At 71.8% G+C, this 12509-nt stretch carries 19 protein-coding genes; all 19 read right to left on the bottom strand.

What is annotated here, in order from left to right; genetic code table 11:
* Nucleotides 1–21: 21 nt before the first annotated feature.
* Complete coding sequence (locus tag KV557_RS24640; protein ID WP_218203651.1) at nt 22–609, bottom strand: hypothetical protein; 588 nt, start codon at nt 607–609, stop codon at nt 22–24.
* A complete protein-coding gene (locus KV557_RS24645) occupies nt 606–833 on the bottom strand; it encodes a hypothetical protein (RefSeq protein ID WP_218203652.1) in 228 nt (75 codons plus the stop codon). The genes KV557_RS24640 and KV557_RS24645 overlap by 4 nt, the downstream gene beginning before the upstream one ends.
* A complete protein-coding gene (locus KV557_RS24650; RefSeq protein WP_218203653.1) occupies nt 830–1471 on the bottom strand; it encodes a hypothetical protein in 642 nt (213 codons plus the stop codon). Before KV557_RS24650 ends, KV557_RS24645 begins: the two co-directional genes overlap by 4 nt.
* Entirely contained in the window at nt 1468–2130 is a 663-nt protein-coding gene (locus KV557_RS24655) for a hypothetical protein (RefSeq protein WP_218203654.1), read from the bottom strand. The genes KV557_RS24650 and KV557_RS24655 overlap by 4 nt, the downstream gene beginning before the upstream one ends.
* Nucleotides 2123–2443, bottom strand: coding sequence for a hypothetical protein (locus KV557_RS24660; RefSeq protein ID WP_218203655.1), 321 nt, complete (start codon nt 2441–2443; stop codon nt 2123–2125). Before KV557_RS24660 ends, KV557_RS24655 begins: the two co-directional genes overlap by 8 nt.
* Nucleotides 2444–2564: 121 nt before the next feature.
* A complete protein-coding gene (locus tag KV557_RS24665; RefSeq protein ID WP_218203656.1) occupies nt 2565–3002 on the bottom strand; it encodes a hypothetical protein in 438 nt (145 codons plus the stop codon).
* A 50-nt stretch (nt 3003–3052) separates the two neighbouring features.
* Nucleotides 3053–3262: a hypothetical protein gene (locus KV557_RS24670; RefSeq protein ID WP_218203719.1), complete on the bottom strand. Its 210-nt coding sequence runs from the start codon at nt 3260–3262 to the stop codon at nt 3053–3055.
* On the bottom strand, nt 3259–3729 hold the full coding sequence (locus KV557_RS24675; RefSeq protein WP_218203657.1) for a hypothetical protein: 471 nt from the start codon (nt 3727–3729) through the stop codon (nt 3259–3261). The genes KV557_RS24670 and KV557_RS24675 overlap by 4 nt, the downstream gene beginning before the upstream one ends.
* A 140-nt stretch (nt 3730–3869) precedes the next feature.
* Nucleotides 3870–4592, bottom strand: a complete 723-nt coding sequence (locus KV557_RS24680) for an NUDIX domain-containing protein (protein WP_218203658.1) — start codon at nt 4590–4592, stop codon at nt 3870–3872.
* 143 nt (nt 4593–4735) lie between these two features.
* Complete coding sequence (locus KV557_RS24685) at nt 4736–5347, bottom strand: hypothetical protein (RefSeq protein ID WP_218203659.1); 612 nt, start codon at nt 5345–5347, stop codon at nt 4736–4738.
* Between the two features lie 79 nt (nt 5348–5426).
* Nucleotides 5427–5786 (bottom strand): hypothetical protein, encoded by a 360-nt coding sequence (locus tag KV557_RS24690; RefSeq protein WP_218203660.1) that lies wholly within the window; start codon nt 5784–5786, stop codon nt 5427–5429.
* A gap of 137 nt (nt 5787–5923) precedes the next feature.
* A complete protein-coding gene (locus KV557_RS24695; protein ID WP_218203661.1) occupies nt 5924–6376 on the bottom strand; it encodes a RapZ C-terminal domain-containing protein in 453 nt (150 codons plus the stop codon).
* Between the two features lie 104 nt (nt 6377–6480).
* Nucleotides 6481–6681 carry a hypothetical protein gene (locus tag KV557_RS24700; RefSeq protein WP_218203662.1) on the bottom strand — a complete coding sequence of 67 codons (201 nt, stop codon included), beginning with the start codon at nt 6679–6681 and terminating at the stop codon, nt 6481–6483.
* 60 nt (nt 6682–6741) lie between these two features.
* Nucleotides 6742–6987 (bottom strand): hypothetical protein, encoded by a 246-nt coding sequence (locus KV557_RS24705; RefSeq protein ID WP_218203663.1) that lies wholly within the window; start codon nt 6985–6987, stop codon nt 6742–6744.
* 381 nt (nt 6988–7368) lie between these two features.
* Nucleotides 7369–7836, bottom strand: coding sequence for a hypothetical protein (locus KV557_RS24710; protein ID WP_218203664.1), 468 nt, complete (start codon nt 7834–7836; stop codon nt 7369–7371).
* 131 nt (nt 7837–7967) lie between these two features.
* Entirely contained in the window at nt 7968–8801 is an 834-nt protein-coding gene (locus KV557_RS24715) for a hypothetical protein (protein WP_218203665.1), read from the bottom strand.
* A gap of 55 nt (nt 8802–8856) precedes the next feature.
* Entirely contained in the window at nt 8857–9432 is a 576-nt protein-coding gene (locus KV557_RS24720) for a hypothetical protein (RefSeq protein ID WP_218203666.1), read from the bottom strand.
* 203 nt (nt 9433–9635) lie between these two features.
* Entirely contained in the window at nt 9636–11900 is a 2265-nt protein-coding gene (locus tag KV557_RS24725; RefSeq protein ID WP_218203667.1) for a hypothetical protein, read from the bottom strand.
* A 100-nt stretch (nt 11901–12000) separates the two neighbouring features.
* Complete coding sequence (locus KV557_RS24730; RefSeq protein ID WP_218203668.1) at nt 12001–12495, bottom strand: hypothetical protein; 495 nt, start codon at nt 12493–12495, stop codon at nt 12001–12003.
* Between the last annotated feature and the right edge of the window lie 14 nt (nt 12496–12509).

A 12509-nucleotide genomic window follows, 5' to 3' on the forward strand; every position in this document is an offset into this window, starting at 1 on the left:
CTCCTCTCGTCTCGGCTGAGGCTACTCGTGATCGTCGTAGCAGGTGCACCGGTTGCACGAGTGGATCGGCGAGGGTCCGGCCTTGCAACCACCGCAGATGCACTCCCGGCAGTCGGGGCGCGGCAGCGGCACGCACGCGTCGGCATGCCCGCCGTACCAGGCCTTGAGGGCGTCCACGTCGGCGTAGGGCCTGGCGGTGTCCGTGCGCAGGTCCGGCGAGGTCTCCCCGCACAAGCAGCACTGGGCCTGCCCGCCCGGCGAGCTGGTGAAGCCCCACGCGCCCGGTGCCACCTTCCAGGCCCGCACCAGCAGTTCGCGGGCCGCTGTCACACCATCCATGTCGATCCACAGCGAGTTCTTGAGCTCGGTGGCGGCCTGGCGGAGGAGGATGCGCTGCTGCGGCTGGCGCGAGGAGTCGGTGGAGGCCCGCGCGATCTGGTCCGACGCGGTGCTCGGGTTCTGCGGCGCGTCGATGCCGACCAGCGTGGCGAGGAGGTGGATCCCGGCGAAGCCGGCGGGGATCGGATCGATGCGGAACCTCTCCCCGGCCCACTCGGTGGTGTACGCCTCGGTGGCGGTGTCGCTGTACACGGTGTCGATGTCGGTCACTTCGGGTTCTCCTCGGCGGGGACGATGACGGTCAGGTAGGCGCGGGTGCCGGTACTGTCGCGCATCGGGCGGTAGGACGCGGGGCCGCACAGGCCGGTCACGGCCAGGGCGGCGACCAGGCGCCGGACGGCCCCGTCCTCGCCCATCAGGCGGACGTCAACGGGCTGGGCGCCGGGCTGCTGCCCGGGCACCTCGCGGGGGATGTCGGGGTCGCGGCGGCTCACTGCGGCGGCTCCTTCGACTGGGTGCTGTCGGCGGCGGTGCGCTCCAGGGCGGCGAGCTCCGCCTTGGCATTGCTGACGGACTCGGCGGTGACGCCGCCCCAGGTGCCCTCGATCTCCACGAAGATGGCGACCTTGCGCCGGGCGAGGTCGAACCGCTCGTCCAGCGGCACCTCCTCACCCCGGTTGAGGCGGTTCTGCATGACGATCAGGTCGTCGCCGAGGGTGGTGTACCGGCGGATGTCCGCGCCGGCCCGCTCGGCAGGTCCCGAGTTCCGCCAGATCAGGTACTCGGCGCGGACGTAGGCGGTCACGTCGTCGTCGGTCCCCCACAGTGGGGAACCGATGGCGTGCCGGCCGCGGTCGGTGCCGTGCCTCAGGTCGAAGCGGACCAGCTCGCGTGCGGCGGCGACCGCGGTGCTGCGCAGCTTGCCGAGCATGGTGTCGGCCTGGCCGGTGTCGATCGCCAGGAGGTGAGTGCGGTCCGTCAGGGCTGCGTGGCGGAGCAGGTATTCGCGGTGCTCGGGCTGCGAGAGGTCGTCCCGCAGGAGTCGGCCCGCGTAGTCGAGGACGAGGGCGGCCTCGCCGACGGGGTCGGGTGCTCCGGCGTAGGCGTGGGCTGGGGTGGGTGTGTTCGTCACTTCTCGTTCTCCTTCTGGGCGGCAATCCGCTGGGCGTAGAGCTCGGCGCCGACGGCCCCGATCCACTTCGCGGCGGCGGCCGGGGTCGGGAACTCGGTGTCGGCGTAGCGCTCCCAGGTGTGCCGGAAGAAGTCGCCGCGGGGCTTCGTGGGGTTGATCTGCATTCCGGCGTTCGCGGTCCATTTGAGGCCGCCGCGCTTGCCGGACTTGGGGAAGATGATCCCGGCGACGTGCTCCTCGGCGACCGGCCATCGGCCGCCGGCCTCGTTGTGGGCCACCAGGATCCACTCGGGCTGGCCGTTGTAGATGTTGCGGCGCGGGCCCTCGTAGAGGTAGAGCCCGGCGGTGCGCTTGGGGTGCAGGTCCACGGCCAGGTCCTGGGGGGACCGGGAGCTGAGGGTCACGTCCTCGCCGCGGAGCTCATAGGCCTGCTCGCAGGACTGGCAGATGATCCGGATCGTCGTCTTGGAGTAGGTGTTGGCGTGGTCGCAGTCGTAGCCGTCTTCGTCGTGCTGTCCGGCGGTACAGACGTGGCCGCTGGCCGGGTAGTCCCGGTATCCCTTGCTCTGGCGCAGGTCGATCTCGAAGCTGGGCTTCTTGCAGTCCTGCTTGTGGTCGAGGCGCTGGTAGCCGAGGTGGGTCTCCAGGGAGTCAGGCACGCTGCTCGTCCTCCGTCCAGATGTCGGTGATGATGCGCACGGTGATCCCGCCCAGCTCGCCGGAGGCGGTCAGGGTGATCCGGTCGCCGGGGGCGGTCTCCCGGCGGTCGGTGAGGTGCAGGGCCGCCGCCCACAACTCGAACAGCTGCCGGCGGCCCTCGGGCGCGTCGATCCGGGCGAACAGCAGGCGGCCGGGCCCGACCGTCCACGGGATGACGGGCAGTTCGTTGTCCGAGGCGGTCTTCAGCAGCGAGAGCAGGCCGTTGGCGGCCTGCTGCTGCCAGACGCGCTCGTCCGTGGGGGTGTAGTGCACGGTTCTCCTTCGGGGTGTCTCGGTGCCGGCCGGGCGGCCGTGGCCGAGCGGGTGCCCCCTTCGCGGTGGGCGGGACACCCGCTCGACTACGTGCGCCGGGATGGGCGACGGAGCCGGAGTGCTACAGGTCGTCGGGGACGTTGGCGGCGTGGTGGTGGACCGGGAAGACCAGCGGGTCGGTGCTGCGGACGGTGCGAATCTGGTCTCCGCGGTGCCACTCGCCCAGCCAGTCCTGCCGGGTCTCCCAGTCGGTGGTGATCCCGGCCTCGTCCAGCAGAGCGGCGAACTGGCGGTCGGTGGCGCCGCCCTTGGCGCCGCGCAGCACGTCCAGAGCCCGGGCCCGCAGCGCCCGGCGCTCCTGCTCGGCGCGCTCGCGCTCGGCGGCCTGCTGCGCGTACTGGTCGTTGTTCGCGTTGGTCGTGGTGGCGTCGGCCTGCATCTGCTCGACCAGGGTGGCGAACTGGTCGCCGAGGTAGAGCACGGCGTGCACGACGGCGTTCACCTCGCCGCTGGCGGTGGGCAGCAGTTCCAGGGCTCGGGTGCGGTGGTCGGTGGTCAAGGCGGTTCCCTCCTTGTCGGTTCGGGTTCGGGGTGGTGTCGATGGTCGGGCTAGTCGAGCGTGAACCGCGTGGTCGGGGCGCTCTCGCCGCCGTGGACGGTGGCGAGGTGGGCGGCCAGTCCGCCCCGGCCTCCCTGGGTCGGCAGGTAGCAGCGTGGACAACCGTAGGTCCAGGAGTCTCCGGCCGGCAGGCGCTTCGGGTCGAGCTGCGCGGCGGAGGGCGAGCCCCAGAGCGGGTGGTCGTGCGGTCGCGCGGTCACGCCGGCCGCTCGCTCTCCAGTTTGGCGATGCGGGCCTTCGCCGCGGTGCATCGGCGCTGGGCGGCGGCCAGATTCAGCTCGGCGCCGCGCACCTGGGCCGAGGCCCCTTCGAGTTCGGCGTGGGCCTGTTGCAGTGCGGTGGCGTGGGCGCGGCGCTGCCCCTCGCGCTGGGCGGTCTCGATGGCGCTGTCGGCCCGGGCTCGGTCGTCTCGGATCCGCTGGCGGGCGATCTGGGCTCGGGCGCTCTCGGCGGCGTCCGGCTGCCAGCCCGCCCGGCGCAGCTCGGCTTCGACGTTGTCGAGCTTCCGGCCGCCCCTGCCGCGGGAGTTGAAGTGGAGCAGATCGCCGCCGGGGGCAAGGACGGTCACGCCGCTGCCGCCGCGCTGGCGGGTGACGGTCCAGCCCGGGGTGCGCTGGACCTGGGTAACGATCCGTTCGAGGGCCTTGCTGGTGGAGGTGTTCGCCATGGTCACTCCTCTCGGCGCCGTGTCGATGTCGGTGTATCAGGCTGCTGCGACAATCGAGGCAAAAGCCTTGAAATGGTGGTGATATGGCTGGCCGGGCGGTACGGCCGCAGCTGGGCGGCCGTACCGTCCGGGCTGCCGGGTTACTGCTGGGCGGGGTGGGCGAGGGCGCGGGCGATCAGGGGCCGGTGGGCGGCGTACAGGGTGCGGCCGGCGGCGGCGATGGCGGTCTCCAGGGCGGCCATGGAGCCCGCCGGGTACCAGTTGGCGTCCAGGGCGTCGTCGGCGGCCGTCGCGGTGACGGTGGCGGGCAGGATGTACAGGGCGCTGGTGGAGGCCACCCAGGCGTGGTCGGTCTGGCGCCAGTCGTCCACCAGGTCCCGGCCCAGGATGATCGGCTTGTGGTCGCTCAGGTCCACTCCGGTCTCCTCGCGCAGCTCGCGCACCAGCGCGGCCGGGGCGGGCTCGCCGTCGTCCACCATCCCGCCGGGGATCGCCTCCACCCCGATGTCGTCCCGGGTGATCAGCAGGATCCGCCGGTCCGAGCCGGTGCCCGCGATCACGATGGGGTCGGCGGCCTGGTTTTCCCCCCACTTGCCGAGGTTGCGGCCGGTGCGGCCGGTGCGGCCGGCGGGGTGCAGAGGCCAGCCCCGGTCGTCGAGCTGGAACGGCACCAGCGCGGCGGCCTGGCGCTGGGCCCAGTCGGTCACGGCGTCCGGGGTGACCGCCCCCTCGGCCCAGAACGGAACCTCCCGGTCGAGCGCCTGAGCCAGCAGCTCCTCCGGTGTGATGTCCACCGGCGCGTACTCCGGCCAGCTCACGGTCCAGTCGCGCAGGTTGGCGGGGACGTTGGTGGTGTGCTGCATGATGGGGTGCTCCTCTTCGGGGAGTGGGGCGGGGCGACTGACTGTGGAAGGTGGGCCGCCCCGCCCGGGGCTGGCTGTCGGGTCGGTAGTTGCGCTGGTCGGGGCCGGGGTGTTGTGGAGGGTCGGGCGGATGCGGCTGTGCGTCACCGGCGGGTGCGGCGGCGGGTGGCGAGCCAGGTGGTGAGGGCGGCGGCGCCGACGCCGATCACCCGGTGCAGCGCGGCGTCCAGCTCGATCCACGCGGTGCCGGGGCCGTTCGCCTCCTTGCGCAGGTTGTCCTCCTCGTCCAGCCGCAGGGCCTGGCAGTGCTCGATGTAGCCGCCCTTGCCGACCTTGCCCGCGAGCCACAGGAAGAACGCGCCGCGGTCGAGCGCGGCGTGCGTCCCGGCGTTGACCGCCACGCCGACCAGCAGGGCCGGGGCGGGGATGCGGTAGCCGAAGGCGCGGGTGATGCCCACGGCCGCGGCGGTCTGGACGACGGTGTAGCTGGCGACATGGGAGGCGACGGCGAGGCGGCCCCGGGTGCTGGCGGCCATGGTCCGCTGGCCGGTGCGGTCGCCGGTCTCCTCGCCGACCGCCACGCCGTCGAAGTAGACCTGGTGGTCGCCGTACAGGCGCTTGCACCGAGCCGTGACGGACCCCTGGACCCAGTGGTCACAGAACGGGTGCACCTCGCCGAAGGCGGAGAGCAGGGCGCCGAAGAGCGCCAGCCGCTCGATGGAGCGGGCGGCCGTGCCGGTGGTGGTGTGCTGCATGATGGGGTGCTCCTCTTCGGGGAGTGGGGCGGGGCGGCTGGCTGTGGAAGGTGGGCCGCCCCGCCCGCGGTGGGGTCGGTCAGATCCAGGGGGAGATGGCGCGGCGGATGTCACTGGCCGCCGCGCTGAGGTTGTCGGCGGCCAGGCGGATGTCGAAGTCGAACGGGTCGTCGTCGGGGAGGGAGCCCAACTCCTTGTCGGCAGCCGCGTCGAAGACGTCGGCGAACGCTTCGGCGATGCCGGCGGACTTGATGGCCTCGACAACGTCGCAGTGATCGGCGCCCTTGCGGATCGCGTCGGCCAGCAGTCGCAGGGCGGCTGCGGCGGCCGGGGCGAGGTGTTCCAGGTCGCCGCCGAGGCCGACACCGGTGGCTCCGTGGTGAACGACGGCGCCGGTCACCACGCGGTCCGGGAGGCTGCTGCCTGTCTGGTCGGCCATGGTGGTGAATCTCCTCTTGGATGGGGGTGGGACTCGGAATTTCCGAGTCCCACCGGCTGGGGGAGCCCGGGTCGAGCGTCGCGCAGGCAGCCGACTCGGTATGTCCAGGGCTGGACGCAAGTGGAGTGATGCGGGTCTCAGGCGACGATGCGGCCGGGCTGGCCGAGGTGGCGGCCGTGCTGGTCCCGCTCCACGACCTTCTGGTCGATGTCGCGGTGGTTGAGCGTGACGACCAGGTGGTGGACCTCGGACAGCCGCGCGGCCAGGGTCTCCGCGACGGTGGCCGCGCGGTGCCGCCCGCCGGCGCAGCCGATGGCGACGCGCAGCGGCACGCTGCCCATCGGCCCGGCCTTGAAGGCCTCCACCGCACCGGCCAGCGAGTCGAGCAGGGCGTTGATGCCGGGGGTGGCGAGCACGGCCTCGCGGACCTCGAAGTCGCGCGCGGTCTTGTGGCGCAGCTCCGGGTTGACGTGCGGGTCCTTGAAGTGCTGGCGCAGGTCGATGACGAGGTGGGCCTCGGGTACGGGGCCGTGCAGGAAGCCGAAGGACTCGACCTGGACGTCGGGCTCGTACTCGGCGGTGTGCGTCATTGCTGGTCCTCTCCGAGGGGTTGCAGGGGGATCGTGCTGCACGGCGGCGGGGGAGGCTGCCCAGGATTGGGCAGCCGGGGTGTGAGCTGGGTCGCTGTACCCGGTCAGCTGTCGGCGGGGGCCAGCTCGTCGGAGCTGCACAGCACCGGGCCGGTGAAGAAGCGGCCGAACCTGACGGTCCAGCGGTAGTCGGTCAGCGGGCCCGGCTCGGCCTCGTCCACGATGTATCCGATCTCTCCGACCACCTTGGGGTTGTCCGCGCAGGCGACGATGCGCACCGCCTGCTTCGCCTGGAACTTGGGCATGATCAGCGCTCCTTGGGGGGGATGGGCCGCCCCGCGGTGGTCCGCGGGGCGGCGGTGTGGTCACTGCTTGCGGTAGAGGGCGATCCGCTTGGCGACGTGGTCGCGCGAGAATCCGGTGGCGGCGGCGGCGTCGCTCTGGATGGCATGGCCGTCCTGGATGAGCTGGCCGATCGCCTGCCACATCACCTTGTCCGCTTCGGCCTTGGCCTTCTCCGCGTCCTGGTGGATCTGGTCGCGGGCCGCCTTGAGGGCTGCGATCTGCTCGCGGCCCGCTTGTCTGGTCTGCTGGTTCGGGCGGGTGGTCACTGCTGCTCCTTGGTGGCTGGGAGGATGGTGGTGCCCTCCCGCTCCGCTCGGAGCTGGTGGGTGCACCCGGGGCGGTCGCCTCTGCCGGCAAGCTCGCCGACCGCCCCGGGGGTTCCGGGCCGCCGCATTGACGTCAACGGCGGCTGGCGTCGGGGTCGTAGCCCTCGTGGTGGTGGTCGATCCGGCAGTCGGCACACAGATCGGCCTGGCAAATCCGGCACCCGGTCACCGCTTTCGCCGTGCAGAACTTGCACGACTTCGGCACCAACGCGAGCCCGGTGCGCCGGGCGGTGCGCCACTGCGCGAGGGCGGCATCCGCCTCGGCACTGGTGGCGCACCATGGGTCGTCGGGTCCGCAATCGCCATGGCCGCAGGACCGAGTCACGAGACCCAGTGCTTCGACGCGCTGCCGCCGATGAAGCGCTCGCGGCCGTTGGGGTAGGTGGCGTACCAGCACCCGCTGTACATGCGGAGGATGACCTCGGTCGGTTCGCCGATGGGGCCGCTCTTGCGGTCGCCGTCCCAGCGGGTGACGGTGTCGCCCGTCTTGTAGCCCTTGAGGGTGCGCCACTGCGGCGTCGGCGCGGGGGTGGGCTCCGGCTGCTTCAGGGCGGTCAGCGCGGCGATCTCGTCCGGCGTGGCCGGGCGGATGTCCACCTTGCGGCCGTCGCGGTACTCGATGTTGGCAGACGAGCGGACGGCGGACATCTGGCGGACGAGGCGCTTGGTGGGGCGCATCATTCCGGCTTCGATCTCGTCCAGCGCGGCGCGGGTGGTAACAAGGGTGGTGCTGCCGTTCTCGGTGCGGATGTGGGTGAGGTCTAGAGCCTCGTTGTTACTCAGGGACACGGTGTGTGCTCCTTGGTTGGTCGAACCCGCCGGACGATGGCTGTCGGGGTTGTGGCCCCGCACCACCAATAATGCAGACTCGGAGTCGGCATGTCCAGTGTATGCCGACTCCGAGTCTGCATTATGTGTCGCTATCCCCGCCGCAGGGCCGCGCGGGTGCTGGCCGAGCCGCCGGTGCGGTCCAGGGCCCGGCGCCGGGCGGCCTGCGGGCTCGCCGGGGCCTGGGCAGCCTGCATGCCCGCCTCGTGCGTGCGCTGCGCGGCGGCGTTGCGCGTCTGGGCGCCGAGCACGGCCTTCTCGTGCTTGCGCTCGGCCGCGCGCTCGGCGCGCTCGGCGGCCCCGATCTCCTTATCGTGCTCACGCTGGAGGGCGGCGGCGGCCTCGGCCCGGGCGTCCGCGGCCTCGTGGTAGCCGGCCACTTGGGCCTTGGCCAGCATGCTGGTGCCGTCGCGGACCACGCCGACGCCGTTGTTGAGCAGCTTGGTGGTGTCGCTGACGGCCCGTCCGAGCGTGGAGACCGTGTTGAGCCCGGCGGTTGCGGTGCCGAGTCCGGCGGCCAGGAGCCCGGTCAGACCCAGGCCGCCACGGCCACCCCCGCTCGACCTGCCGCCACCCCCGCCGGCACCGCCGCCCTTCGGGGTGAGGGTGCGCGAGGGCTTCGCCCCGGCGTCCGGCTTGGCCTTTCCCGGCCTGGCGGCGATTCCGCCGATCGTGGTGTCGCCCAGCCGCAGCTCGAACCGGCCCCGCCGGGGCATGTGGGTCACGGTGCGGGCCTGCAAGCCGTTCGCGGTGAACTGGTGGCCGTTGCGGCAGGTGATGGTGGCCAGTCCGTCCTTGGCGGTCGCGCTGATGGTGTGCCCGTGGCCCGTGCCGTTGTCGCGGCACTGCGGGCAGGCGATGACCGCGCCGTTGATGGAGAGGGGCCCCAGGATGCGCACCAGGTGCGGGCCGCCGAAGATTCCCACGCGAGTTCTCCTTCCGGTTTCCGGGTTCGTGTCGTCAATTCGGTATCTGCATAGGTCACTTGATAAGGAACTTGGCCCTGACCTTGAGCTTCTTCACGTGGTTGGTGACGTTGGTGACGTTGGTCGTCACGGAGTTGTCGATGTAGACGTTTCCGGCGGCCTCGCCGCCGCGGGTGCTGCGGTTGAAGGTGCCGAGAACCGCAATCGCGACGGCGAGTCCGACCACCAGCGCGACCACCATCACGAGCGCCTTGACCAGTTCGGCGATGGCGTGGGCGATGTGGTCCAGGGCGACGGCCAGCAGCTCCAGCCCGATGGCGGCCCCGCCGATGGCCAGGCCGCCGAGCGCGATGCCGAGGGCGAGCTTGACGGCCCATCGCGGGAACAGCGGCTCGCCGGCCTGGACGACGATGGCCTGCGCCTGCTGCGGGCCGGCCGCGGCGGGGGCGACGGGCTGGTGCGCGACGGGGGCGATGTTCCAGGTGTTGCCGGGGCCGTGCACCTCGACCTGGCGGCCGGTCACGTCGGTGATGAGGTACCGCTCGAAGGAGACCGGCGCCGGGGCGGTCGGGGCGGCCGAAGTCGCAGGGGTCGGGGTGGCGTACATGCTGAGCTGGTCCATGATCGTCATCTGCCCTTCGGGGTTCGCCGGAGGTTCCCAGCGAGGGAGGTTTGTGGGTATTTGTCCTGCCCAGGGAGGTTGGACGAGGTTCGCCAGGAGGGTCGGAGGTTCCCGCGCCGTCGAACCTGACCGGCGATCAAGGAACCCGCGGTGAACCTTCTGACCTGGGGTTCTCCGGAGCGGCGAACCTCCTGGCGAACCTCATTTGCCCCTTATGCGTCGTTTGCGGCGTCGAGATCGGCGAGGCGGTAGCCGTTGCCCTTCTTGCCGTCCGGGCCGACCACCGGCACCGTGTCGATCTTGCGGCCGGTGGCCTGCTCGATCGCCTCGCGCAGCCGGCCACCCGCGCGGGTGCTCCAGGCCCGGGAGTTCTCCTCGGTCCGCTGGCCCCAGTCCCCGGCCGGGTCGAGCACCGACAGAAGGATGGCGATGTCCGAGCTGCGCAGCTCCTGGACGCCGGCCCGCTCGAAGACCTGACGCAGCAGCACCAGGAACGGGGCCTCGGCCTGGGCCACCGGGCCCGGCCGACCCATGCCCCGCGGACCGCCTGCCGCCGAGGTGGTGCCGAAGGCCTTGATCAGGTGGGCCTCGATCGGGTCCTCGAACTGCCCCGGCAGCCGCCCGGCCTCCGCACGGAATTCGACCGCCGCGGCAATCAGCGGGGCGACCGCGTCGAACTTGCGGTCCTCCTGGAAGAAGGACCGCAGCAGCACCCCGATGGCGCCCGCGCAGTCCGCGATCGTCATGCCGGGGATATCGACGGAGAGTTCATGCGCGACCAGGCCCATACCGGTGGCCCGGGCGCCCAGAATCGCGTTGGTCTGCTTGTCGTTGGCGGTGCGCGTCGCCAGCCGGGACTTGGTGTTCTTGTTGAACTTCGGCGGAATGGCGCTGGTGTCCGGGTCCTGGGTGACCAGCAGGACGCCCATGTTGAGGCTGGCGGCGAATCCGCTGATCTCCTCCAGCAGCTCGCGCGTCTCGGCGTCGAGGGTGAAGAGCTGGGCCTCGTCGGCGATAAGGATCTCCAGCGGGAACAGCTTGAGGGATTCCTCGGTGAAGCGGGTGATGCCGTTCTCGACCATGAAGTCGTCACGGCGAATCGCCTCGGCGAGGAAGGCCCGCAGCAGCTCGCGGAAGCGCGGCACCGATCCCCGGCCGCCGAAGAACGTCGCGCACACTGGGGCGAACACCATCAGCTCGGCGGCCTTCGCGGCGGAGGCCAGGCGGATGTTCACCCGCGGGTCGAGCGCCAGGGCCGGGATGATGTTGCGCAGCAACATGCCCTTGCCGGTCTGGCTCATGCCGCCCAGCAGCGCCATGACGTGGCGCAGCCACAGGTAGCGCGTCGCACCCCGGCGGTCGAACCCGACCGGCGCGCCGACGTTCCAGATGTCGGTCTTCTCGATCTTGCCGTTCTTGCCGAACAGCGGGCTGGTCCGGGCCGCGGCGAACGGGTTGCGCTTGGACGTCCACACGACGACCTGCGACTCGTGCTGGCCGCGGGTGATCTCGATCTGGTCGTCCGGCAGGCGCAGGAGACCGGCGATCTTCTTCGTGCGGGCCGCGACCTCATCGACCGTCAGGCCGCCGCTGAGGTTGTAGGTGTGCACCGCCGAGCCGTCCGCGTGGTACTCGGCGTGGCCGACCGGCACGGCCTCGACACCGTCGCGCAGCAGGCCCGCGGTCTTGAGCGCGCCGATGATCCGGGTGTCGCCGATCGGGCCGCCCTCGGCCGGCAGGTCGGCGAGGATCTGGTAGTCCGCGCCGCCGGGGGTGCTGGTCTTGTCCCGGTGGCCGACCACGGCCAGGGTGGTGAGCAGGGCGGCCAGCAGCGGGTCGGCGACGATCCACTGGCCCAGGGCCGCGGTGATCAGCACCGCGCCCAGGTAGAGGCTGCCGCCGATGGCGGCGGCCAGGGTGCGCCTGCTCTTCCAGGCCTTGGCCGCGACCTGGGCCTTCTCGTCCCGCAGTTCGCCGATGCGGGCGTCGTCGCCGTCCTTCTTCGCCTGCCGCAGCTCGCGGTTGTACTCCATCGCCCACAGCAGGTGGACGCTGTCCCTGACGACGACCCAGGCCCCGCGGGCAGCCAGACCCATGACCTTCGCGAGGTACTTGGGGCTGCGCACCCCGTGGAAGATGACGCGGTAGACGAGCTGGTCGCGGTGGTAGCGCGCCAGGCTCGCGCGGACCTCGGGGGAGACCATCCAGTCCGGCAGCGCCCGCAGGGCGTGGGCCTTGAGGCCGCCGGCCGCGGCGGGCGGGGCCTGGACGGCAACCGGCTCGGGGACGTCCTGGGCCGGTGCGGGCTCGCGGAAGGTGCCGATGGTGGCGCCGGAGCGGCCGGTGGTGGTGACGCTGGCCGCGTCGGCCATCGCCTTCTCCAGGTCGGCGAAGCCCTTCTCGAACAGGCGCGTGATGTCGTCTTCGGGCTCGTCTCCGGCGCCGGCCGGGCCGAGGTTGGGGGTGGACTCGGACATAATGGGTCCTGCCTTTCGAGGTGAGGCCCCCGGCGGGACCGTGGAAAGTTGAGCCGGGGGCCGGTTCTGTTCTTCGGGCGGTTCGGGATGCTGCGGCCGATCAGAGGAAGACGTCGTCGTCGTCCACCGGCTCCGCCGGCGGCCGGGCCTCGGTGGGCTCCGGGGCGGCGCTGGGCTCGCTGGCCGGCGTGGGCCGCAGCCACAGGAGTAGGTCCAGCACGCGACCGTCCACGTCAGCGGCGGCGGCGACCTCGCGGATCTTGAGGATCAGGTGGTCGGCGACCTGGGCGGGGAGCTCGTCGCGGGTCTCCTGGAGGCCCACTTGCAGCTGTTCGTTCTCCCGGCGCAGCTCCTCGACGCGGGTCTCGGCCTGAGCCAGGAGGAGCGTGGTGCGCTTGTGCGCCTCGACCTCGCTGGTGTGCGCCTCGATCAGGTTCGCGTTCTCCAGGAGCGCGGCGTGCTCGGCCTGGCGCAGCTCCCCGATCAGGGAGTCCTGCTGGGCGATCCTGCCGAGGCTGAAGCTCTGGTCGTTCTGCCAGTCGGCGAGCTCCTGGCGGAGGTCGTTCAGGACGTCGGTGCGGACGATTTTGAACATGGCTGTCCCCTCCC

The sequence above is a fragment of the Kitasatospora aureofaciens genome, assembly GCF_019192735.1.
Taxonomy (GTDB): domain Bacteria; phylum Actinomycetota; class Actinomycetes; order Streptomycetales; family Streptomycetaceae; genus Kitasatospora; species Kitasatospora aureofaciens_A.

Coding starts and splice junctions, on each gene's coding strand:
- KV557_RS24675 (WP_218203657.1), bottom strand. CDS start 3,729: ATGGCGAACACCTCCACCAGCAAGGCCCTCGAACGGATCGTTACCCAG.
- KV557_RS24680 (WP_218203658.1), bottom strand. CDS start 4,592: ATGCAGCACACCACCAACGTCCCCGCCAACCTGCGCGACTGGACCGTG.
- KV557_RS24685 (WP_218203659.1), bottom strand. CDS start 5,347: ATGCAGCACACCACCACCGGCACGGCCGCCCGCTCCATCGAGCGGCTG.
- KV557_RS24690 (WP_218203660.1), bottom strand. CDS start 5,786: ATGGCCGACCAGACAGGCAGCAGCCTCCCGGACCGCGTGGTGACCGGC.
- KV557_RS24695 (WP_218203661.1), bottom strand. CDS start 6,376: ATGACGCACACCGCCGAGTACGAGCCCGACGTCCAGGTCGAGTCCTTC.
- KV557_RS24700 (WP_218203662.1), bottom strand. CDS start 6,681: ATGCCCAAGTTCCAGGCGAAGCAGGCGGTGCGCATCGTCGCCTGCGCG.
- KV557_RS24720 (WP_218203666.1), bottom strand. CDS start 9,432: ATGACGATCATGGACCAGCTCAGCATGTACGCCACCCCGACCCCTGCG.
- KV557_RS24725 (WP_218203667.1), bottom strand. CDS start 11,900: ATGTCCGAGTCCACCCCCAACCTCGGCCCGGCCGGCGCCGGAGACGAG.
- KV557_RS24730 (WP_218203668.1), bottom strand. CDS start 12,495: ATGTTCAAAATCGTCCGCACCGACGTCCTGAACGACCTCCGCCAGGAG.